22 protein-coding genes and 3 tRNA genes are annotated in these 21,468 nt (G+C 36.8%); 4 read left to right on the top strand and 21 right to left on the bottom strand.

Annotated features, from left to right (window positions below; translation table 11 throughout):
* Positions 1 to 38: 38 nt before the first annotated feature.
* From ESV24_RS09835 to ESV24_RS09750, 18 genes are all read right to left on the bottom strand, one after another.
* Positions 39 to 111 (bottom strand) — tRNA-Gly (locus ESV24_RS09835).
* 73 nt (positions 112 to 184) lie between these two features.
* Positions 185 to 266 (bottom strand) — tRNA-Tyr (locus tag ESV24_RS09830).
* Positions 267 to 313: 47 nt separating this feature from the next.
* Positions 314 to 387 (bottom strand) — tRNA-Thr (locus ESV24_RS09825).
* Positions 388 to 500: 113 nt separating this feature from the next.
* Positions 501 to 803: a ribosome hibernation-promoting factor, HPF/YfiA family gene (hpf, locus tag ESV24_RS09820; protein WP_111816317.1), complete on the bottom strand. Its 303-nt coding sequence runs from the start codon at positions 801 to 803 to the stop codon at positions 501 to 503.
* Between the two features lie 61 nt (positions 804 to 864).
* Positions 865 to 1,749 (bottom strand): tyrosine-type recombinase/integrase, encoded by an 885-nt coding sequence (locus ESV24_RS09815; protein ID WP_111816318.1) that lies wholly within the window; start codon positions 1,747 to 1,749, stop codon positions 865 to 867.
* Between the two features lie 143 nt (positions 1,750 to 1,892).
* Positions 1,893 to 2,087 (bottom strand): 30S ribosomal protein S21, encoded by a 195-nt coding sequence (gene rpsU / locus ESV24_RS09810; protein WP_111816319.1) that lies wholly within the window; start codon positions 2,085 to 2,087, stop codon positions 1,893 to 1,895.
* A gap of 88 nt (positions 2,088 to 2,175) precedes the next feature.
* Positions 2,176 to 3,594: a carboxypeptidase-like regulatory domain-containing protein gene (locus tag ESV24_RS09805; RefSeq protein ID WP_111816320.1), complete on the bottom strand. Its 1,419-nt coding sequence runs from the start codon at positions 3,592 to 3,594 to the stop codon at positions 2,176 to 2,178.
* Between the two features lie 36 nt (positions 3,595 to 3,630).
* A complete protein-coding gene (locus ESV24_RS09800; protein WP_111816321.1) occupies positions 3,631 to 4,797 on the bottom strand; it encodes an acyl-CoA dehydrogenase family protein in 1,167 nt (388 codons plus the stop codon).
* Positions 4,798 to 4,844: 47 nt separating this feature from the next.
* Positions 4,845 to 5,729 carry a ComEA family DNA-binding protein gene (locus ESV24_RS09795; RefSeq protein ID WP_111816322.1) on the bottom strand — a complete coding sequence of 295 codons (885 nt, stop codon included), beginning with the start codon at positions 5,727 to 5,729 and terminating at the stop codon, positions 4,845 to 4,847.
* A gap of 12 nt (positions 5,730 to 5,741) precedes the next feature.
* Complete coding sequence (locus tag ESV24_RS09790; protein ID WP_111816323.1) at positions 5,742 to 7,367, bottom strand: alanine/glycine:cation symporter family protein; 1,626 nt, start codon at positions 7,365 to 7,367, stop codon at positions 5,742 to 5,744.
* 102 nt (positions 7,368 to 7,469) lie between these two features.
* Positions 7,470 to 8,477 carry a potassium channel family protein gene (locus ESV24_RS09785; protein WP_111816324.1) on the bottom strand — a complete coding sequence of 336 codons (1,008 nt, stop codon included), beginning with the start codon at positions 8,475 to 8,477 and terminating at the stop codon, positions 7,470 to 7,472.
* Complete coding sequence (locus ESV24_RS09780) at positions 8,474 to 8,704, bottom strand: PspC domain-containing protein (RefSeq protein WP_111816325.1); 231 nt, start codon at positions 8,702 to 8,704, stop codon at positions 8,474 to 8,476. The genes ESV24_RS09785 and ESV24_RS09780 overlap by 4 nt, the downstream gene beginning before the upstream one ends.
* A 56-nt stretch (positions 8,705 to 8,760) precedes the next feature.
* A complete protein-coding gene (locus ESV24_RS09775; protein ID WP_111816326.1) occupies positions 8,761 to 10,062 on the bottom strand; it encodes a DUF2851 family protein in 1,302 nt (433 codons plus the stop codon).
* 55 nt (positions 10,063 to 10,117) lie between these two features.
* Entirely contained in the window at positions 10,118 to 10,498 is a 381-nt protein-coding gene (locus ESV24_RS09770) for a DUF202 domain-containing protein (protein WP_111816327.1), read from the bottom strand.
* Positions 10,499 to 10,589: 91 nt separating this feature from the next.
* The gene (locus tag ESV24_RS09765) at positions 10,590 to 11,948 is read right to left on the bottom strand and encodes a pyridoxal-phosphate dependent enzyme (protein WP_111816328.1); all 1,359 of its coding nucleotides are present in this window, start codon (positions 11,946 to 11,948) and stop codon (positions 10,590 to 10,592) included.
* Between the two features lie 202 nt (positions 11,949 to 12,150).
* Positions 12,151 to 12,555 (bottom strand): RDD family protein, encoded by a 405-nt coding sequence (locus ESV24_RS09760; RefSeq protein WP_111816329.1) that lies wholly within the window; start codon positions 12,553 to 12,555, stop codon positions 12,151 to 12,153.
* Positions 12,556 to 12,560: 5 nt separating this feature from the next.
* Entirely contained in the window at positions 12,561 to 13,034 is a 474-nt protein-coding gene (locus ESV24_RS09755) for a hypothetical protein (protein ID WP_111816330.1), read from the bottom strand.
* A 188-nt stretch (positions 13,035 to 13,222) separates the two neighbouring features.
* Positions 13,223 to 14,458, bottom strand: a complete 1,236-nt coding sequence (locus ESV24_RS09750; protein WP_111816331.1) for an ABC transporter permease — start codon at positions 14,456 to 14,458, stop codon at positions 13,223 to 13,225.
* Between the two features lie 9 nt (positions 14,459 to 14,467).
* Here ESV24_RS09750 and ESV24_RS09745 point away from each other — a divergent pair, with 9 nt between their 5' ends.
* The gene (locus ESV24_RS09745) at positions 14,468 to 15,745 is read left to right on the top strand and encodes an exo-beta-N-acetylmuramidase NamZ family protein (RefSeq protein ID WP_111816332.1); all 1,278 of its coding nucleotides are present in this window, start codon (positions 14,468 to 14,470) and stop codon (positions 15,743 to 15,745) included.
* An 86-nt stretch (positions 15,746 to 15,831) separates the two neighbouring features.
* Positions 15,832 to 16,713 carry a class A beta-lactamase, subclass A2 gene (gene bla, locus ESV24_RS09740; protein ID WP_111816425.1) on the top strand — a complete coding sequence of 294 codons (882 nt, stop codon included), beginning with the start codon at positions 15,832 to 15,834 and terminating at the stop codon, positions 16,711 to 16,713.
* Between the two features lie 66 nt (positions 16,714 to 16,779).
* Here the strand turns inward: bla and ESV24_RS09735 are convergent, their stop codons facing one another.
* A complete protein-coding gene (locus ESV24_RS09735; RefSeq protein WP_111816426.1) occupies positions 16,780 to 17,274 on the bottom strand; it encodes a YkgJ family cysteine cluster protein in 495 nt (164 codons plus the stop codon).
* A 75-nt stretch (positions 17,275 to 17,349) separates the two neighbouring features.
* Entirely contained in the window at positions 17,350 to 18,987 is a 1,638-nt protein-coding gene (locus tag ESV24_RS09730; protein ID WP_111816427.1) for an amidohydrolase, read from the bottom strand.
* A 123-nt stretch (positions 18,988 to 19,110) separates the two neighbouring features.
* Here ESV24_RS09730 and ESV24_RS09725 point away from each other — a divergent pair, with 123 nt between their 5' ends.
* Together ESV24_RS09725 and ESV24_RS09720 are read left to right on the top strand one after the other, a co-directional pair.
* Positions 19,111 to 19,341, top strand: a complete 231-nt coding sequence (locus ESV24_RS09725) for a ribbon-helix-helix domain-containing protein (protein ID WP_111816333.1) — start codon at positions 19,111 to 19,113, stop codon at positions 19,339 to 19,341.
* Complete coding sequence (locus ESV24_RS09720) at positions 19,331 to 19,627, top strand: type II toxin-antitoxin system PemK/MazF family toxin (RefSeq protein WP_200829530.1); 297 nt, start codon at positions 19,331 to 19,333, stop codon at positions 19,625 to 19,627. Before ESV24_RS09725 ends, ESV24_RS09720 begins: the two co-directional genes overlap by 11 nt.
* A gap of 50 nt (positions 19,628 to 19,677) precedes the next feature.
* On the opposite strand, the gene ESV24_RS09715 is transcribed toward ESV24_RS09720, so the two are convergent.
* Positions 19,678 to 21,393 carry a porin family protein gene (locus ESV24_RS09715; RefSeq protein WP_111816334.1) on the bottom strand — a complete coding sequence of 572 codons (1,716 nt, stop codon included), beginning with the start codon at positions 21,391 to 21,393 and terminating at the stop codon, positions 19,678 to 19,680.
* Positions 21,394 to 21,468 lie beyond the last annotated feature (75 nt).

The following is a 21,468-nucleotide window of genomic DNA, read 5'->3' as shown; positions in this document are numbered from 1 at the left end:
GCAGAAAGGAAGATAATCCCTGACTTCACAGGTTTTAGAGCGGGAGACCGGGTTCGAACCGGCGACATTCAGCTTGGAAGGCTGACGCTCTACCAACTGAGCTACTCCCGCATTTTGATTCTAAATTCAGAATCTTGGTTTTCAATATTTCAAGCCTACATTTTCGCCGCTGCGAAAACTAGTGTGGGGAGAGCAGGATTCGAACCTGCGAAGACGTAGTCAGCAGATTTACAGTCTGCCCTCGTTGGCCGCTTGAGTATCTCCCCTTTTTTTGGAATCCCAAAATAGAAATTCCAAATTCCAAAATTTCAAGAGCCGATAGAGGGACTCGAACCCACGACCTGCTGATTACAAATCAGCTGCTCTAGCCAGCTGAGCTACATCGGCTTTTTGAACTCTCTTTAAGGCTATTTTTCAGCCATAAAAAAGTCCGCTATTTCTAACGGACTGCAAATGTAGAAAAATTATTTTTTCTACAAAACTTTTTCTAAATAATTATACTATAAATATGCTTTTTCTTTCTGTTTTCTTTTCTTAAGCTGACGCTCCAGTATTTTAACAACTTCATCGGTAGCTTCCTCAAATGTTCTCGCCTCTTTTTTTACCATTACATCATCGCCGGGAATACTCAGTAATACTTCAACAATTTTATTTTCTTTTTCACTTGTTTTCTGAACTTTTAAGAAGACATCTGCAAAAACTATTTTGCTATAAAATTGCTCTAATTTGGACAGCTTTTTTTCAACGAATACCAATAATTCATCCTTGGCCGCAAAGTTGGGTGTTTGTACGTTTACTTTCATACTATAATGTTTTAAAGTTAATTAATATGTAGTTTTACGCCATAGGTCTCTTTTGGTCTTTTTAATTGCGCGGATGCGAGTTCTTGTATACTTCTTTCAACTCTGCGATGCTGTTTTGAGTGTAAACCTGTGTTGAAGCCAAGCTGGAATGCCCAAGCAACTCCTTCACCGAATTAATATCTGCTCCTTCATTCAATAGATGTGTTGCAAAAGAATGCCGCAGAATATGCGGGCTTTTCTTTACTTTTTCTGAAGCATTACTAAAGTATGAATTTATAATTCTATAGACAAGGGTTTCGTAAACTTTAACCCCTTTGGCGGTCAAAAAAAGCTTATCCGAATCTTTTATTTCATCCAATTGATCCCGAAATGGCAAATAGGCCTGAATACTTTTAATAACCGGCGACAACAATGGAATGATTCGCTCCTTGTTCCGTTTACCCAAAACCTTTATGGTTTTCTGCGCAAATGAAACGTCATTCAGTTTTATATTTATGAGTTCTGCCCTACGTATACCAGTAGAGTAAAAAAGCTCAACAATTAGCCGATCACGGCAGCCTTCAAAATTATTTTCGTTCTCAAGCATTTCCATAACATTTCCTATTTCCTTTTCCGAAAAAGGCACTTGGATTTTCTTAGCGGTTTTTAACGCTTTGTGCTTGGCCAAAGGGTTAATCTCGATCTGCCCTGTTTTCAGAAGAAATTTATAATAGGTTTTTAGTGAAGAAATCTTTCGGTTTACGGTTCGGTTTGAAATGCCCGAGTCTACAAGTGAAACTATCCAGCTTCGAACGATGGAATAGTTCACATCCAAAATTTCAGAATATTGATATTCTTCAGAAGCAAACTTCTGAAAACCTTCCAAATCTTTCAAATAAGCTGTCACCGTGTGTGGTGAATACTTTTTTTCGAGTTGAAGATAATCTGTAAAAGACTGAAAGGACATTTTTCGGTTATCGGTTATCGGTTATCGGGGGAAATTTACAAAATAACTCAATAACCCTTTAACGCAATAACTTTTACCAATAAAAAAATCCGTTGAAATATAATTCCAACGGATTTTTAGTTTTTATTATCAAAAAAGAAATTTTAGATTTCTTCCTGATCTCTTAAGTTCTGAATGTATTGAGCTTTTTGCATTTGTGCTCTTTTCTTAACAGAAGGCTTTGTAAAAGCTTGCCTAGAACGCAACTGGCGCATAGTTCCTGTACGATCAAATTTTCGTTTGAAACGCTTCAGTGCTCTGTCGATATTTTCTCCGTCTTTAACTGGTATAATTAACATAGTGTCATCACCTCCTCTCTTTAGGACGGCAAAAGTAGAAAAAAGTATTCAGTATTTAGTAATCAGTAATCAGTTTTTTTAAAAATAATTACTCTTTATATAAAGACGCGCGTTTGCTTAGGTCTTGGATGAGTTTCTCCTCCTCTTTGCTTTCCAGCAATACGTTGTAGTTTTTCCAAAACGACTCGTTGTAAGCCTTGCTCGAGAAAATATCTGCAGACCAATTATTTTGTTGCAATTCTTGGTTTATTAATTCTGGGTCCTGAATAATATCACTAAACAGGATTTCCTGAATAGTATAATAATACTGTTCGTCCTTATCAAAGCCTGGCTCTGCCTCGGTTTTTACCCTGTCTGAAGAGCGGTCTCCTGTGTTTACAAGCTTGGGGGTTTCGTAATAAATGTAATTTGGATACATCTTTCCATCATACTCAATATAGGTCATCACAAGCTTGTGAATAGTCTGGGTATCAAAAAGACTTTTGCTTCGCTTTTTCTGTACATCGGAAGCTGCGACCAATTCATATTCCACTTTTTTAATTGCGTAGTTATCGTAATAAATATAGATCCAACCTTTTGCTTCAAAACCTTCATTATAGATATTCGGTGTATTCAAGCCAACAAAATCTGCGCCTTTTGAAATTTTTATTTTATAGAGTTTCCTTCCGTTGTCCACCAAAATTGTATCGAGTTCAAACTGATGCTTTTCCAAAATATTCTTCCCTAGCAAAGCGCCAGTTACATTTGAATTCCGAACCAAGTTAAGCTTTCCTTTAAAAAGATTTTCCAAACCGTTTACGCGGCTGTCGTTCCATTTTATGGCATCAATTAAAGATGAAGTTTTTACAGAGCTTCTGCTTAGGCCACCACCTTTAGAGCCTATACTTTTAAGATAGGCCGAATACGTAAAAAGGCTGTCAATATCACGCAAATCATAACTTTTACGGGTTTCATCAACGTTTATTTTCAGATTGTTTTTCGCACCCGAGGCGTAACTGGAATCGTATAAAGTGATCGCACTTTCAATAAGCCATTTGTATTCCTTTTTGTTTCGTTCTTTGTGGCGCAGAAACCCTTTTTGGAGATAGGGTTGTTCGGGAAGATTTTTGGGTAGTTTTTCAATGGCTTTTTGCACAATACCATTACCGGTTGTAGGTCGTGGATCGGCTATTATTACTACTTCATCTAGAGAAGCTACGTCTTCCTCCAAAAATATATCTGTCGCATTTTCGAATTCATTAATAACAACCTTAAAACTTTTATACCCAATGGACGAAATAACCAGAGTATCACTCAAGTTTTGTTGCGGAACTTTTAATACAAAATTACCATCCGCATTGGTTATGGAACCGATGGTTGTATTTTTTATATAAACACTTGCGCTTTCAATGGGTTGAAAGGTTAAGAAATCTGCAACTTTTCCCTTTAGCTCTGTTTGAGCAAAAGTGGTGGCGCCAATAAAAAAAATGAATAATGTGAAAAAATACTTTTTGATGAAATACTTCATTATTTTTAAATAGGTTTATGAATAATTAAAAAGAATTTATGTCGCCGGCTTATACTCTTTTCCTTCAATAACCATTTTGGCAATAATCTCTCTCAAAATCTCTGAAGTACCTCCGCCAATTGGGCCCAATCTGCTATCGCGAAGCAATCGCGCTAATGGATATTCTTCCATATAACCGTAACCGCCTAAAAATTGAAGACATTCGGTCATAACTTCATCTGAAACCTTGGTAGAAATAAGTTTGCTCATTGTAGCTTCTTTAACCACATATTCTCCGTCGTTAAGACGCTTAGCCGTAACGTAATTAAATGTTTTGCAAACTTCTATATCTGTTGCAATCTGTGCAACACGATGACGCAAAGCCTGGAATTTTGAAATGCTTTTTCCGAAGGCAGTACGCTCTTTCATATATTGAATTGTGTATTCTAAAGCGAATTCACTGCGTGCGTGGGCGTTGATGCCCATAATAAGTCTTTCCAATGCAAAATGCTGCATTATGTATGGAAAGCCTAAATTTTCTTCACCCAATAAATTTTCGATTGGAATTTCTACATTATCAAAGGCTATTTCAGCCGTATCGCTGGCGCGCCAGCCCAATTTATCAAGCTTTGTTGCGGAAATACCTTTTGCTTCCCGGTCAACTACAAAAATGCTAATTCCTTTATTTCCTAATTCTGGTGACGTCTTTGCTGCAATAATAAGATAGTCGCTGTAAATTCCGTTCGTGATAAATGTTTTGGAACCGTTCAAAATATAATGGTCTCCTTTTTTTACAGCTGTGCTTCGCATTCCTGAAACATCGCTTCCACCAAAAGGTTCTGTAATACAAAGACACCCAATTTTTTCCCCTGTAATACTCGGTGTAAGATATTTTTCTTTTTGCGCGTGGTTTGCTTCTTTCTTAAGATGCGTCATTGCAAGGTAAGCGTGCGCCCACATTGCTGCGGCAAAACCACCACTATTCACTTTTTGAAGTTCTTCTAAGAAAATTATGGTGTAAAAAAGGTCCAAATCCAGTCCGCCATATTCCTCGGGCTGGTAGATTCCGAAGTAGCCCATCTCGCCAAATTTCTCCCAAATAAAGCGCTCAATATGACCGGTTTTTTCCCACTTATCAATATGCGGGACTACTTCCTTTTGAAGAAAATCCTGAAAACTTTTTCTGAAAAATTCGTGCTCCTCTGTAAAATACATCTTATTCATACTGGTCTAAAACTATTATTTATAAGCCTTTCGGCGGTTTATAAAATTTAATCAACGGACAAATATAACTGAATTAGCTGTAACTTTCTTTCCGTCATTCCTTCAATTTTTTCCAGTTCCTGGATGCTGCTTACTTTTTCTCGTAGCCTTCGGTATTCCCAAATTTTCTTTGCCATTTCAAAAGTGATGCTTGGAATGGTAGCAATATCAGACGCTGAAGCCTTGTTCACATTTATTTTTATTATTTCTTTCGGTATTTTTACGGTAAAAACATTTAGTGTTCGTTGCACAACTTCGGGGTTTAGACCATAAACTGCATTAAGTTCATTGTCGTTGCTAAAACCATTTACTTTCTCTCGATATGAAATTATTCTTTTGCTGAGTGCTTCGCCAATGCCGCTTATTTGTTGTAATTGTTCTTCGGTAGCTTTGTTGAGATCTGTTTTTTGGGCGAATGGTTTTTCATTAAAGCCACTTTCGCTTTTATAATTTTTGAAATCTGATTTTGGTTTCGGATTTGTTACCCAATCTGGAAATTTGAAAAAAGGACTTAATTCGTTCAGCAACGAATCTGAAACGCCTGTTACCTTTTTAAAATCTGCTGTGGAATTGATCCATTTATCTTCTTTTCTATACTGAAGTAATCGGTCAATTTCTTCATTACTCATTCCTAAAACGTAGCCTTTATAATCTGTAATGAAATTGGGATTGAAAGGGTATTTCTTCGGTTTTTTATTTTCAATTTCAACTAAACGGAGTGAATCCATTTCCTTTTGAAGCGAAACAATTTCTGCCGAAGAGGTATCGAAAGTATCTTCTTCAGAAAAATCTACAAACCAGTAAACGCACATTAATGAAATGATGAGCAGCAACAAAAGTAAAATCCCACTCCGTTGTTGTTTGCTGAACGTGAAGTGGGATTTTAATTCCATATAATTTAATTTTTACATATGCTTCTGCAAATCTTCAAAACCGTCATCAATTGCATCGTGTTTGGTTTTAATTGCTTTCATGTAGCGGTTCAGTTCTTTTTTTACAACTGGCGTTAATAATACAACACCGATGATGTTTGGAACCACCATTGCAAAAATCATTGCATCGGAGAAGTTGATAACAGAACCAAGACTAATTACCGATCCAACCCATATAAAGATACAAAATAACAGTTTATAAATAAGCTCGGTAACTTTTCCTCTTCCAAATAGGTAAATCCAACCTTGCATTCCATAGTAAGACCAAGAAATCATGGTTGAAAAAGCAAATAGAATCACAGCTACAGTAAGTACAATTGAGAAGTGTGGAATTACACTATCAAAAGCGGTTGCAGTTAGTTCAACTCCTTCTTTCACCTCTACACCGTATTGAATAATATTATTGTCGAAATTGGTTATTACAATTACCAAAGCAGTCATAGTACAAATAACCACGGTATCAATAAAAGGCTCCAAAAGCGCCACGATACCTTCGGAAGCAGGATACTTTGTGCGTACTGCCGAGTGGGCAATAGCTGCAGAACCAACTCCAGCTTCGTTAGAGAATGCGCCACGGCGAATACCTTGAATCATTACACCTACTAAACCACCTGCAATTCCAAGACCTGAGAAAGCACCTTCGTAAATAAGAGCAAAAGCGTCACCAATATGATTATAATTTGCAACCAAGATAATAAGGGCTGCCAGCACATAGATTCCCGCCATAAAGGGAACAATCTTTTCAGTAACCTTTGCAATACGTTTTATGCCTCCAATGATAACAAAGGCTACTATTATTGCCATAACAATACCAAACCAAGTTGCTGCGCTGGTACCCTGCAGTTCAAAAAGTTGTACAAATTGAGCTGCAGCTTGGTTTGCTTGGAACATATTGCCGCCGCCAAAAGAGCCCCCAATTACAAATATTGCGAAAATAACCGCGAGCACTTTACCTAAACCGCCCATTCCTTTTTGGGCTAAACCTTTTTTAAGATAATACATGGGTCCACCATAAACAGTGCCGTCTGGACCCACGTCTCGGTATTTTACACCAAGGGTACATTCGGCAAATTTGGATGCCATTCCCAACAAACCTGCAACTATCATCCAGAAAGTAGCACCGGGTCCACCAATGGAAAGCGCCACGGCAACTCCAGCTATATTTCCTAAACCTACTGTAGCCGAGAGTGCCGCAGTTAGGGCTTGAAAGTGTGAAACCTCGCCTTCTGCACTGTCATCGCGAATGGTTTCAATTAGGTTTTCCTGCTCATTTGGGGTTACATCACCATAAAGTGTGTCGGCGCCGTGCTTTTCAATATCTTCATATTTACCTCTCACAACACGAATGGCAGTTCCGAAACCTGTAAAATTTATAAGTCTAAAATATATTGTGAAATAAACTGCTCCTCCAATAAGGATTATTAAAACCCACGGTATTTGGAAATTCTCGGAGAAAGGAATTTCATAGAATATCAAGTCTACAAACCATCCTGTATATTTTTTAAAAATTATATCAACCTGTTCGGATGCAGTGGTATCCTGCGCAAAAGTGATAATTGGAATTAGAAATGTAATTAGCGAAAGCAGCTGTTTCTTCATAATGGATTTTTAAAATGAAATGTCTTGTGAAATAAAACAGAGCAAGATGCTTAAAAAAAATAACAATTTCAAAAAAATGCCATGAAATTTGTTAACGTTTTGCTAAACCCCGTATTCTCTTTTAAGGCTTTCTATTTGTTCAGGCCGCCCAATCAATATCAATTTTGAGTTTTTCTGAAGTACCAAAGATGGTTCCGGATTTACAATATATTCACCCGAAGGGGAGCGATACCCGATGATGGAACAGCCCGTTTTTTTACGAACATCTAAATCTCTTATTGCCTGTTCCCTGCCGTGGGGACACATTTTTTCAAAAGGTATTTGCTCTACATTTATACTGTCCTGCTGCCCAGAAACGGTCAAGTTATCCAAAAATTCTACAAGATCCGGCACAACTACAAGTGAGGCCATGTGGTCACCTCCTATTTTATCTGGCATTATAACATTGTCGGCTCCGCCAAGTTTTAATTTTTTATAACTGGTTTCCTCACTGGCGCGACTTATTATTTTAAGGTCTTTATTCATTTGCCGCGCTGAAAGGACTATGAATAAATTATCAGCGTCATTTGGCGTAGCACAGATTAAGGTAGAAGCTCTTTTTATCCCAGCTTTCAGCAAAATTTCGTCTTCAATGGCGTTTCCCAAGATGAATAAATAATCGTCGTCGGAAAAACGATCAATTATTTCCTCGTCTTTTTCAATAATAACAAAGGGACGATTGTACGCCAAAAGTTTCTGGGCCGCTTGTTTTCCATTTCTGCCAAAGCCGCAAACAACTACGTGGTTATGCATGGATTTCAATTTTTTCTGCACTTTTTTCTGTCTTAAAATACCTATGTTTTTGCTCAATATATATTCTGTGATTACTGAAATGGCGTAACCAACGATAAAGATACTGGAAATGATGAGAAGCGAGACAAAAAGTTTTTCATTCGGGCTTAGCGGCATTACTTCGCCATAACCCACCGTGGTTACTGTAATAACCGTCATATAAAAAGCATCTATCCAACTGTATTCTGAAAAAAAATGGAAACCAACAACTCCCGCCGTAAAAACCAAGATCAAGAGCAGAATGGCAACTGCTATTTTAGAGCTGAAGAATTGCTTCATAAATCAAAAACTGAGGTTCGTTTGGTATTTACCAAATCCTTGAGTCGTAAAACAAAGGCTAAAGTAAGGTAAATGGCAAAACCAGCACCCAATGTAGCAAAAGAGACGTAAATAAAAAAAAGACGAACGCTCTTGGCCCGCATACCCAACCTATCTGCTAAGCGCGAAGACACGTAAAAACCGCGTTTTTCGAGATAGTGTCTTAAGGAATATATGGTTTGTAACATAGTTGCAAAATACGCTTTTTCGTTCTAAATATGTAAATCGCAAAAAAAGATAAAGGTCAAATTAATTTCCTCATACTCGCTGTACCCTCAGAGCCAATTATTATATTGCCTATTGCACATTGCAAACATTTATTCTTATCGCAGTACTCACTTTTTAGTTGAAGTAACGCTTGACTCTGATATGCGTTTTTTGAAATATTTTTTAAAGAATTGAATTTCTTCACAATCGTATTTTCTTCGGAAGAAACTTCGGAGGCCAGTTTCAGTATTTCTTCGGAAACATCGCGGCCGTGCTGTGTGGCGTAACAAAACTTCAGCGGAATAACGGTATTGATAATCAAAAGATCTACAAAACTTTTGGTAACGCGCTTTTTGCGCTCCAAAGAACCAATGCCAAAGTTGTAATGCGTACTCCAGTATTCACTGCCATATACGTTGAAAAGTTCATGAAAACCGCTTACGCTTTTTATATCGATTACCTGTGAAAACAAGTTGTTACGCTGAAAATAAAGCATTGCAAACTGTGCTAAACGCACCGTGGGAAAGTTGGGAGGCCGTAGTCTGAAAAACTTTGGAACAATTACATTTTCATTCTGTAACTGAAATTTATGCTTCAAATATTCGTATTTTAATTTCAGCGTTTTAAAATACCAATCTTCCGTTTCGCCTTCCAACAATCCGGCCTGACCCATTAGCAGTGCTTCTAAATCCTGTCTTTCCTGACAACATTTTTTCACTACTGAAAAATCGATGGATTTTGCAATACTAAAGAAGGAATCTCCATTAACTTTTAGTCCAAAATTTTTGCAAAGCATTCTGAAAAGCAAGCTCTCCCAATGGTTTTGTGAATCTTTCAATTCCATTAAAAAAAATGTTTCCTTTTTTTGAAGCCTTTCAAAATATAGTCGTTCCAGCCAATTTTCAATACTAAAATCATCTACGTCTGCAAAATCACTTTCGCATTTAATCCACTTTTTTTCTTGGGAAAATAATTTCTGGTATTGTGCCACAGTAGTTTTTGGAATATGCTCCTTTATGACAAAAGTGGGTATCGCAGTGCCATCCTTTCTATAAATTTCGGCGTCGTGCTCCCAAACTACGTGCAGTATAACATTGTCATAAGCCGCATCGGTTTCGTGACCATGCGCATACCAGTCTGAGGATTTTAGATGAATCTCGACATTACCCGCCCAAAGTTGACCGTCCAGGTCAATCTGTGCATTAAAAAAATCGGGGCCCGAGTTTAAGTTATGGCTCCCTTGCTTTTGTATGTGTAGATTTTCATTAGTTGAAGTGTAAAATTCGCCCACATCAAACTTCTGAAATTTCCACACATAGTGCAGAAAATCTTCTTTCATTTGAAAAATAGTTTAGTGGGGAGTATTAAATGCGTGATAAATATAAGAAAAAATACTATGCTTCCGTCTCTTGCTTCTCCAATTTTTCTTGCTTATCAGCCTGTTTTTCAACTTTTTCCGAAATGGTATCCACATAAAGAATGCGGTTCCATTTGTAAAGTCTTCGAGACAGTAGAACATATCTAAAAATACCTATTGCCAAAAAAATGACACATACTACCAATGCTACATAGCCAAGCCATTTTATTCTCTCGAAGTCTTTTAGTTGCAGAATTCCAATTCCTCCCAATAATAAATAGAGTGAGGAGCGAATGTATGAAAGCAGCGTGCGCTCGTTGGCCAATTTAGTCCGCTCCAACGCCAATATTTCATTTGTATTTGCCGGCACGGGTTTAGTGCGTAGGAAACGGAAAAGTTTTTGGGCTTCGTTTTTCATATTAGGTTAAAAATACGGAAAATTTTTATGAAAATTTTGTCGCAAATTTACAAATGCATTTATAAAATATTCGCGAATTCGCGGCAAAAAACTACAGTGCACTAATTATATCGTGCTTTGTAATTATATTGAATTTACCTTCACCTAAATCTACTAAAACAGCATTGTTTTCTTTGTGAATCAATTTTGATATTTCTTCAATAGTGGTGTGTTTTTTCACAATAGGAAACGGTTTGTGCATTACATCTTTGATGGGAAGATCAGCCACGTTTTTGTTTTCCAGATATTTGCGAAGTAAATCTGTTTCGTCCAAAGCCCCCACAAAACCTGTTGTATCTTCCACAGGAATCTGCGAAATGTTGTATTTCTTCATCCGCTCTATGGCGTGACCAACCAGTTCTTCTGTTTTTACGGTTATTAATGGCTTGTCTTCATGCTCTTTTATCAAATCTGAAGCATTTTTGGCTTCATCCTCAACAAAACCGCGTTCGCGCATCCATTCGTCATTATACATTTTACCTACATAGCGACTGCCGTGGTCGTGAAAAAGAACAACTACCACATCGTCTTTTGTAAATTTATCTTTTAGTTGAAGTAATCCTTTTATCGCTGCTCCGGCTGAATTTCCAAGGAAAAAACCTTCCATTTTCGCAAGCTTTTGGGTGTAAATTGCTGCGTCTTTATCGGTCACTTTGGTGAAACCGTCAATTACACTAAAGTTAACATTCTTCGGAAGAATATCTTCACCAATCCCTTCGGTTATATAGGGATAGATTTCGTTTTCGTCAAAAATTCCAGTCTCATGATATTTTTTGAAAACACTTCCGTAGGTATCAATTCCCCAAATCTTTATGTTCGGGTTTTGTTCTTTTAAATATTTTCCAACGCCACTGATGGTGCCACCAGTACCAACACCAACGACAAAATGCGTTACTTTTCCGTCGGTCTGTTTCCAGATTTCTGGGCCCGTACTTTCGTAATGCGCTTTAGTGTTGCTTGGGTTGTCGTATTGATTTACGTACCAACTGTTGGGCGTTTCCTCTGCCAAACGTTTTGATGTGGAATAATAACTTCGGGGATCATCGGGAGCTACGTTTGTTGGGCAAACTATAACTTTGCTTCCCACAGCTTTCAGAATATCAATCTTTTCTTTGCTCTGTTTGTCGCTGATTACGCAGACCATTTTGTAGCCTTTTACGATTGCGGCAAGTGCCAAACCCATCCCGGTATTTCCGGAAGTTCCTTCAATGATTGTTCCGCCGGGTTTTAATCTTCCGTCGGCTTCTGCGTCTTCAATCATTGTTAAGGCCATTCGGTCTTTAACCGAATTGCCGGGATTGAAAGTTTCATATTTGGCAAGCACCAAAGCGGGAATGTCCCCAATTATTTTGTTGATTTTCACCATTGGTGTGTTCCCGATAGTTCCTAAGATGTTTTCTGCGTATTCCATAATAAATTTTAGAGGTGCAAAGGTAACATTCTGAATTCAGAATTCAGAATTACGGATTCAGAATTATTGATAATGAAAAGACCCCAAAGGTTTCAAAACCTTTGGGGTCTGGTTAATAATTTTTGCAGCGATACTTAAAACTTACCGTTGACTCGCTATCGAAGAACCGAAAGGAATTTTAAAGCATATAACATCTTCAAATTTATTGATAAATAATTGTTTCAGTATTTATTGCCTTATCATGAATTGTGAAACCGTTTAATACAAATAAGAATCCTGCAATCGGAAAAATCATTAAACTTAAAACTTTCAAGAAAGTTCTTAAAAATTTATTGTAGTTTGAATTCTTTTCAACATTTGAAATAACTCTAATCTTGGTTAACATTTTACCAAAAGTTATACCTTTATTAAAGACATCAAAGAGAAAAAAATAAATCCAATAGACGACAATTAAAAAACTATAACCATACAAAATATTTAGGTTAAAGATTTCTTTGGACCCTAATTCTACATTTAAATTTATAAAATTAGTCCCAAAGCTATATATAAAACCAATTACTATTAAATCAATTATTAATGCAAATATTCTTTTGGTCTTAATATTCATAATTATTAAATTTCTTCGTATTCAAAATTAACAGTGTTATCTCCATTGATGTAATATCTTTTTGATTTAATTCTAAGATTATGCCCATTAAATACCTCAACGGTACTGGATACAACATCAATATAATTATTTGGAGCAGTTTCCCCCATATCAGTATTACCGATATCTAAATTTGATAAATCAACATGAATTGTCAAATCCTCAGGATTGCGGTTTACCCCATTCTGTGCATAAGAACAAAGGGGCATAGGAGTAAAAATGTGACAACAAACTTCCACTTGTGTTTCTATATAAAATATTCCAACATTCACACCAATAGTAAAAGTACCACAACCGGGAGTTATATCGCTATTCTCTGAATTGGAAATTGTATTGAATTCAAGAATATTACTTGGGTGTGTAGATGAATTAGCTAAGTTACTGAACAGTAAAACACTAATTACTAAAAACATTTTTTTTAATCGTAAAAAATTTTTCATTATACAAAAATTTGTAGGTTAAATAATCAATTTTTGTATTGTAAAAAAGGTGCGCACCTATATCTACTAATACATTGCAAATTAAAAAAAAAACGAATTGTAGGAAATATATTTGTTAAATTTTTCAGATAATAGTTTCTTTTTTTAAAAGGCTATCAAGGTTTGAAATTGCTTTGTGCCTCGCAAGGTTACTCAAACCGAATTGCTTTAACAGGAGAAATTTTTGAAATAATAAAAGAAGGAATCAAAAGCATTAAAAGGCAGAGTAGAAAAGTTCCGCCATTCAAGATTAAAATATACTCCCAATTCAAATAAACAGGAGCTTCATTCACGTAATAAGTATCTGGATTCAATTTGAAAACCTTACCGTATTTCTGAACCAAAAGCAGTCCAATTCCAATAACATTTCCCCAGAAAAGACCGACGCCTATCAAGTACATTGCATTGTATAAAAAAACTTTGCGCACGCTCCAATCGCTACTTCCCAAAGCTTTCAAAATACCAATCATTTGGGTGCGTTCCAAAATCAAAACCAAAAGTGCAGTTATCATATTGATGCCAGCGACCAAAATCATAATCCCGATAATCATTATTATATTGAAGTCAAAAAGGTCGAGCCATTCAAAAATGGAGGCATATTTTTGGCGGATGGTCTGCGTGTCCAGTGTACTGCTTGTTTCGTTGTAAACTTCGTTTCCGATGGGAACAATTTGGTCAAAATCATTAACAAAAACCTCGAAAGCACCAATTTGATCATCTTCCCATTTGTTCAATCGCTGAATATGGCGAATGTCGGTTATTATAAATTGCTCGTCAAATTGCTGAAAACCGCTATTATATATTCCCACAATGTTGAAACCGCGGCTGCGTGGCGTTTTTGAAACTTCGTCGTTCAGAAAAAAAGTGGTCACTTTATCACCAAGTTTCAGATGAAGCCTATTTGCCAAATATTCTGAAATTAAGATGTCTTCGTTTAAATCACCTTTAAAATCGGGCAATTTTCCTTCCACCAAATAATCCTTGAAATATTCCCAATCGTAATCATTGCCCACGCCTTTTACCACCACACCTTCAAAATCGGTCTCGGTACGGATTACGCCGCCTTTGGAAGCGGTAACTTGCACGTGTTTTATTCCATCAATATTTTTAAAAGTGGGGTAAAAATCCTGATCTTTTGAAATAGGATTTTGGGAATCATTGGAAAAGTTGGTGTCGAAATTCGTAATGATTATATCGCCATTGAAGGCAGAAACCTTTTCGCGAATCTTTTTTTGAAGCCCAACGCCCGTTGCAATCGAGATTAGCATCATAATAATACCGAGCGCAATTGCGGTGATTGCAATTTTTATTATCGGCGCCGAAATACTACTTTTATAGTCCTTGGAAGCAATGATGCGCCGAGCGATGAAAAATTCGAAATTCACTGAAATTTTATGGGCTTAACTTTTTTCAAAAATACAGTTTTATTGGTTGTTTTGACCATTTTTTCCTGCGGAAGTTCCAATGAGAAAAGCCCCCTAACCCCCAAAGGGGGAAATGAGGACGGAAGACCAATGACGGATGACGGAACTTCGACTTCCCTAAGTGACCAAGATATTATTGTTGGTGCTGAGCAGTTTCAACTTTATTCTGAACTACTGAAAGGAAAAAATGTGGGAGTGGTTGCGAATCAGACTTCTTTTTTGGAAAATGAAAACCAGCATCTTGTAGATTTTTTGATTTCGAAAAATATTATTATTAAAAAGGTTTTCGCTCCAGAGCACGGTTTTAGAGGTACTGCCGATGCGGGTGAACATGTGAAAGATGGAGTAGATTCAAAAACGGGTGTTCCTTTAATCTCACTTTACGGAAATAACAAAAAACCATCCCAAGAACAATTGAAAGGAATTGACGTAGTAGTTTTTGACATACAAGATGTTGGCGCACGTTTTTACACCTACATTTCCACGCTTCATTATGTTATGGAAGCCTGCGCAGAGTTAGGTATTCCCGTCATAGTTTTAGACCGTCCAAATCCCAACGGACATTACATTGACGGGCCAATAATGGAACCTGAGAATGAAAGCTTTGTGGGAATGCATCCAATTCCAGTGGTTCACGGAATGACTATTGGCGAATACGCAGCTATGATAAATGGCGAAGGATGGCTGAATAACAAAGAAAAAGATTGGTCGCAAAAAAAAGATGTATGCGACCTTACCATTATCGGAATGAAAAACTACACTCATGAAACACAGTATTCACTTCCCATAAAACCATCCCCAAATTTACCTAACGATCAAGCCATAAACCTCTACCCTAGCCTCTGCTTTTTTGAAGGAACGTTTATAAACGCCGGCCGCGGCACGGATATGCAATTTCAGGTTTTTGGAGCACCGAGTTTGCCCGCTTCAAAATATACTTTTGAATATACGCCACAATCCAACGAAGGCTCAAAAGACCCAAAATTCAAAGGGCAACTTTGCCACGGAAAAGACCTCAGAAAAGAACCGCGATTGAGTAAAATAAATTTGGAATGGCTAATCGATGCCTACAACGCCAACGGGAAAAAGAAGGATTTTTTCAATTCATTTTTTGTGAAACTTGCTGGAACAAAGAAATTGCAACAACAAATTGAGCAAGGTTTATCTGCTGAAAAAATTCGGGATTCTTGGAAAGATGGGCTTGACAGTTTTCAGAAGGTTAGGGAGAAGTATTTGCTTTACCCTTAAAAAAGTTGCAGTTTTCTGTTGCAGTATTCAGTATGCCGAAACTTAATAAACAACCGAAGAATACACATCTAAAAAAAGAGATTTATATGAAAAAACGCTTTTTAATAATTTTCTATTTACTTCTCTCATTACAAATTTTTGGTCAAAAAAAAGTCGTACTTCGAAATCAAATTGAGCAAATCATCGCTGCAAAAAATGCAGCTGTTGGAGTTTCACTTTTTGGATTAGAAACCGGAGATACCCTAAGTATTAATGGAAACAAAAATTATCCAATGTTAAGCGTTTTCAAATTTCATATTGCATTAACAGTTTTGAATAAAGTTGACAAAGGAGAACTTTCTTTAAATCAAAAATTATTTATCAAAAAGAGTGAATTGCTTGAAAATACATGGAGTCCTTTTCGAGATAAATTCCCTGACGGTAACATTTCAATAACTCTAAAAGAAGCAATACAATGGACTGTTAAAAACAGTGATAATAATATATGTGATATATTGATAAGACTTATTGGTGGTGTAAAAACCATCGATAGTTTCATTAATAATCCAGATTTTATCATTGTAAATAATGAAGAAGATATGCACCAAAATTGGGAAGCACAATTTTTAAATACAACAACACCAAATAATGCCACTCATCTTTTAAAGAAACTCTTTCAAACGCAAATACTGACAAAAAGTTCAACCAAATTTCTATATAAAACTATGTTAGAAACCTCTGTTGGACAAAATAGAATAAAGGGAAAATTACCCAAAAACACAGAAGTTGCCCATAGAACGGGAAGTTCATTTACAAATGATGCAGGATTAACAGGCGCTATAAATGATATAGGAATCGTAAAATTACCTAACGGACAACATTTTGCAATATCTGTTTTTGTGCATAACACCACAGAAAAATTTAAAGACGGAGAAGAAATAATTGCAGATATAGCAAAAGCAACTTGGGATTATTATCAGAAAAATTAAAGAAACAGATTTTTATCAAGCAACTATTTCTCCAGACTGCGTAGTGCATACTGAAACTGCCCACTGCTACTTATTTAAAAGTCGTTTCATCTCCTCCACAATATTATAAGCCGCTGGGCAAACAGCAACATTTTTCATTGTAAGATTTGAAATCTGCTGAAATTTCTTTCTATCTGTATGTGGAAATTCGCGACAGGCTTTTGGGCGCACATCGTAAATGCTGCAATAATTATCTGCTCCCAAAAAAGTGCAGGGAACGCTTTGCAACACATAATCTTTGTCTTCATCTATCCGCAAATACGTTTCAATAAACTGTTGCGGTTTCATCCGGAAATGTTTTGAAATACGCTCTATGTCTTTATCCGTAAAAAGTGGGCCTGTGGTTTTGCAGCAATTGGCACAAGTTAAACAATCTGTTTTTCGGAATTCTTCGTCGTGCAATTCCTGCATCAAATTATCGAGATGTTTGGGCGGCTTTTTCTTCAGCTTTGCAAAAAACTTTTTGTTTTCGGCCTCGGCTTCCTTTGCTTTCTGCGGAAGTTGTTTCAGAATATTTTCCATCTCATTTCTTCTTTGCGACTTTGCGCCTTTGCGAGAAAATTTTTGCACGCAAAGGCGCAAAGTCACAAAGTGCTTTTATTCAGATTCATAAACCATTTCGCCATTGATGAAAGTTGCCAAAACCTTTGTGTTCGGAAGTTCTTTTTCATCAACCTTCATTATATCTTTATCGAGAACGGTAAAATCTGCAAATTTCCCAACCTCAATGCTTCCCTTTTCGTTTTCTTCAAAATTGGCGAAAGCTGCCCAAATGGTCATTCCGCGTAAAGCCTCTTCACGGGTCAATACATCCTTCATTTGAAAACCATTTTCAGGATAATTATTTAAATCCTTTCGGGCAACAGCGGAGTAGAAAGTGTACATCGGGTTTACTTTTTCCACAGGAAAATCAGTTCCCAAAGCAACCATTCCAGCTTTGTTGAGCAACTCTTTATATGCGTAAGCGCCTTTGATCCGTTCCGCTCCCACTCTATCCTCAGCCCAATACATATCACTTGTTGCATGGGTAGGTTGTACTGAGGGTAGAATGTTGTTATTGTCTGCAAAATAACTGAAATCCTGTGGCGAAATAATCTGCGCATGTTCTACTCTCCAACGTCTATCCGTTTTGCCTTCCAAAGCCTTTTTATAAGCGCGTAAGACTGCAATATTTGCAGAATCGCCAATGGCGTGCGTATTCATCTGAAACTCCGAAGCGGCAATCTTTTCAGCTAAATAATTCAAACTATCGGCTGTGGTAATCATTGCGCCAAAATGCCCGGGCATATCACTGTATGGTTCGCGCATGGCAGCACCGCGGGAGCCAAGTGCGCCATCGGAATAAACTTTAAAGGAACGCACGTTTAATCGATCGGTTTTATAAGTTCCATTTTGCAAATAATAGTCACGATTTTCGCGACTATTGCTAATCATAGTGTACATCCTCAATTTGAATTTTCCTTCTTTTTGAAGTGTATCAATCAATTCAATAATATTTCTGTTCAAACCAGCGTCATCAACAGTTGTCAATCCGTATTGAAGGCAGATTTTTTCTGCTTCCAAAAGTGCTTCGGTTGAAACTTCATCCGTGATTTCGGGGAAAGTTTTATCGATAAGATCCATCGGGCTGTCAATCAAAATTCCAGTTGGATCGCCGTTTTCTAAAACCACTTCGCCTCCTGGGATTTTAGTTTTTGATGTAATTCCGGCAAGTTGCAACGCTTTGGAATTCACTAAATATGCGTGGCCGTCAATTCTTTGCAAAGCCACAGGTGTATCTGGAAAAAGGGAATCCAATTCTTTTTTTGTGGGAAAACTTTTAGCATCCCAGTCGTTTTGATCCCAACCGCGACCTATTATATATTCAGTATTTCTTTCTTCCTGAAAAGCGACAACACGCCCTAAAACTTCCTCGAAACTTGTGGTTCCCACTAAATCTACATTCTGTAAACCTAAACCAAGACCATATAAATGTGCATGTGCATCAATTAAACCCGGAACTACAGTATTGCCTTTGGCATCATAGGTTTCCTTAATATCATATTTCAATTCAAGTTCAGGTTTTAAGCCTATCTCCAGAATTTTTCCATCTTTTACCACAAGTGCGTTTGCTGTGCTGAACTCCTTATCAACGGTATAGATTGTTGCGTTTTTTATCAATAAATCGGCTGCCAATTTATCTGGCGCGCAGGAGAATAGTGATATTGTGAATATTAAGAAAATTAGTTTTTTCATCATTTTTAATTTAGGCCGTAAAAGTAAAGAAAGCATTTTCATGATAGTAATTTATACGAAAAATAAACTAAATCCTCTTAGAGTATATACCAAAAAGATATACTTTTGAGTAAAACATTTGAGATGAAAACAGTATCATTAAAAATAGACGATTCCATTTTTGGAGAAACCGAAGAAATTTTAAAAAATCTTAAAAAGCCAAGAAACCGATATATCAACGAGGCACTTGAATTTTACAATAAATTTCAAAAAAGAAAAATGATTGAAAATCAGTTGAAAAAAGAATCAAAATTGGTTAGTGGCAACTCAATGGAAGTATTGGCAGAATTTGAAATTTTCGAAAATGAAAATTAAACAATTTGAAATATGGCTGGCAGATTTAAACCCTCAAATTGGTACCGAACCGGGAAAGACCCGTCCGGTGCTAATTCTCCAAACCAATTTTTTGAATGCAATCCCCCATCCTTCCACTATCGTGTGCCCGTTAACTACACATGTATTTAGAAAATCCGAAATATTACGGGTTTATATCGCAAAAGGCGTAACGGATTTAGATAGGGAAAGTGATATTTTGATCGATCAAGTTAGAGCCATCGACAACAAAAGATTAATCAAAAAAAATAGGGATTCTTCCTACTAATTTAGTGAATCAGGTGAAAGAAAACATTAAAATTGTGCTAGATCTTTAATCTACCAATCAAATTTATAAGTAACTCCAGCCAATCCCTGAATTCCCTGCACGGGATAATTCAGCCATTTTTCATAATTATCGCCAAATAGATTGCTTCCTTTTACAAAAGCCGAAAGCCTGTCGGTAAATCTATATCCAAAACTTAAATTGGCATCCACATAGCCATCAAGTGTAACTTCCTGTGTATTATATGGATCTACATGAAGGTCCTTTCTTTCACCTACATAGAACAACGAGGCACCTCCATACAATTTTTCTGTAATGTTGAAATTTGAAAATACCGAAGCCTTTAAATCTGGCAAGTTCCACGCTTCATTTTGCAAATCTGTACTGTAACTATTATAAGTTCCGTTTATTCCCAAAGAAAATTTATCTGAAACCTCAACTTTCAATTCAGCAAAAAACGCCAAAGTGTTTACGTCGTCATAAACTATATTGAAAGAGTTGCCGAACTGATACCCTTCAAGACCTGGTGCTAGCAAATTAATGAAATTGGCCTGAAACAATGCTTTATTCTCATCTTTCCCATAAGAAGCTCTAACGTTATAGGCTACTGAATTAGACAATTTTCCTTTGATTCCTCCAAAACCTTCATATAATTTTTTAGTGGGTGCAACATTTAAAGTAGGCGAAACAAATGGATTTTCTTCTTTGAAATTGTAATACGTGTTTTGCTGAAGACCGCCTTCTGCCCCACCATACAAAATTACTGTTTCATCCAGCAAACGGTAAGAAGCGTTCAATCTTGGGTATAACGAAAAGTCAGTATCGCTGTTTTCGGAATCCAAACTCACATATGCCGCAACCCCCAAAGAAACGCTGAGATCGTTATTTACAAAATTAATGGACGGCACCAATCCAACGTTTAAAAAACTGTATTTAATATCGGAAGTGTTTGTATAATTCCTGTCAAAACTTCCGCTCAAATAATCAATATCGCCATCAATTTTAAAAGTCAAATTTTCAAGTGGGAACGAGAACTCTGGCTTCAACGTTGCGTTAAATTCCGAAGAAGAAAACGCATCGCCCAAATAGCGAATATTCACTGCAGCCCTTTCAAAAAAAGAATCGTCCAACGCAATACTCCCGCCAGCATAGCCGCTAATATAAGTTTGCTGTGGGTCTATTTGCACATTTGGTTCCTGAATATAAACTATCTCTGGCACCCCATACCAATTGTAAAGTTGATGCTCCACACCCGCGTCAAGTCTGTAAGTTGCATCTTTTTGTCGACTTGTGTAATTTGCATCCAGACTTGTATCGTAATATTTATTATCCAATTTCACGCCTTCTATATCGCCCTGTGAAGAATTATGCCGAAAGAAAAACCCAGCATTATCGGTACGGCTGATTTCAAAATTGCTGTAGAACTCACCCAAAATTGAAGTGTAATTTCCAAAACCCAGCGTTGCGTAATTATCGTATAATTTTATAGGCTTTGTCTTTTCAACAGTTGTAGCCTTTCCTTTTGAAGGCGTAAAAGTGGAAGCCACAGGAACTGAAAAAATACTGTACTTCACCTCCTTTTTTGTGGTTGAAATGGAATCGTTCAACGTTGGAGTTTCCTTCACTTTAAAGGCGTCCGAAATTGTGGGGGTGTATGGTTTTACAATGTTTACCACTTCAGTATCCAATTCTTTTTCTTGGGAAAAAGCGGAAATACCACTTAGTACAACAATTATAAATGAAAATAAAAGTATGCGTTTCTTGGACATATTATTAGGTGATTATTTATCTTATTTTTAAGTTGCTTGTTTGCTCTGTGTCCTCTGTGCCTCTGTAGTATAATT

This window comes from Aequorivita lipolytica (assembly GCF_007997135.1).
Lineage (GTDB): Bacteria > Bacteroidota > Bacteroidia > Flavobacteriales > Flavobacteriaceae > Aequorivita > Aequorivita lipolytica.
This window is presented reverse-complemented; position numbering and strand designations above follow the sequence as displayed.

Excerpts from the sequence above, each read along its gene's own strand:
- ESV24_RS09785 (WP_111816324.1), bottom strand. The coding sequence starts at position 8,477 with ATGAAGCAATTCTTCAGCTCTAAAATAGCAGTTGCCATTCTGCTCTTG.
- bla (WP_111816425.1), top strand. The coding sequence starts at position 15,832 with ATGAAAAAACGCTTTTTAATAATTTTCTATTTACTTCTCTCATTACAA.
- ESV24_RS09790 (WP_111816323.1), bottom strand. The coding sequence starts at position 7,367 with ATGAAGAAACAGCTGCTTTCGCTAATTACATTTCTAATTCCAATTATC.
- ESV24_RS09780 (WP_111816325.1), bottom strand. The coding sequence starts at position 8,704 with ATGTTACAAACCATATATTCCTTAAGACACTATCTCGAAAAACGCGGT.
- ESV24_RS09795 (WP_111816322.1), bottom strand. The coding sequence starts at position 5,729 with ATGGAATTAAAATCCCACTTCACGTTCAGCAAACAACAACGGAGTGGG.
- ESV24_RS09725 (WP_111816333.1), top strand. The coding sequence starts at position 19,111 with ATGAAAACAGTATCATTAAAAATAGACGATTCCATTTTTGGAGAAACC.
- ESV24_RS09720 (WP_200829530.1), top strand. The coding sequence starts at position 19,331 with ATGAAAATTAAACAATTTGAAATATGGCTGGCAGATTTAAACCCTCAA.
- ESV24_RS09770 (WP_111816327.1), bottom strand. The coding sequence starts at position 10,498 with ATGAAAAACGAAGCCCAAAAACTTTTCCGTTTCCTACGCACTAAACCC.
- ESV24_RS09715 (WP_111816334.1), bottom strand. The coding sequence starts at position 21,393 with ATGTCCAAGAAACGCATACTTTTATTTTCATTTATAATTGTTGTACTA.
- ESV24_RS09745 (WP_111816332.1), top strand. The coding sequence starts at position 14,468 with ATGGGCTTAACTTTTTTCAAAAATACAGTTTTATTGGTTGTTTTGACC.
- ESV24_RS09760 (WP_111816329.1), bottom strand. The coding sequence starts at position 12,555 with ATGAATATTAAGACCAAAAGAATATTTGCATTAATAATTGATTTAATA.
- ESV24_RS09755 (WP_111816330.1), bottom strand. The coding sequence starts at position 13,034 with ATGAAAAATTTTTTACGATTAAAAAAAATGTTTTTAGTAATTAGTGTT.
- ESV24_RS09765 (WP_111816328.1), bottom strand. The coding sequence starts at position 11,948 with ATGGAATACGCAGAAAACATCTTAGGAACTATCGGGAACACACCAATG.
- ESV24_RS09735 (WP_111816426.1), bottom strand. The coding sequence starts at position 17,274 with ATGGAAAATATTCTGAAACAACTTCCGCAGAAAGCAAAGGAAGCCGAG.
- ESV24_RS09775 (WP_111816326.1), bottom strand. The coding sequence starts at position 10,062 with ATGAAAGAAGATTTTCTGCACTATGTGTGGAAATTTCAGAAGTTTGAT.
- ESV24_RS09800 (WP_111816321.1), bottom strand. The coding sequence starts at position 4,797 with ATGAATAAGATGTATTTTACAGAGGAGCACGAATTTTTCAGAAAAAGT.
- ESV24_RS09815 (WP_111816318.1), bottom strand. The coding sequence starts at position 1,749 with ATGTCCTTTCAGTCTTTTACAGATTATCTTCAACTCGAAAAAAAGTAT.
- rpsU (WP_111816319.1), bottom strand. The coding sequence starts at position 2,087 with ATGTTAATTATACCAGTTAAAGACGGAGAAAATATCGACAGAGCACTG.
- ESV24_RS09805 (WP_111816320.1), bottom strand. The coding sequence starts at position 3,594 with ATGAAGTATTTCATCAAAAAGTATTTTTTCACATTATTCATTTTTTTT.
- ESV24_RS09730 (WP_111816427.1), bottom strand. The coding sequence starts at position 18,987 with ATGAAAAAACTAATTTTCTTAATATTCACAATATCACTATTCTCCTGC.
- hpf (WP_111816317.1), bottom strand. The coding sequence starts at position 803 with ATGAAAGTAAACGTACAAACACCCAACTTTGCGGCCAAGGATGAATTA.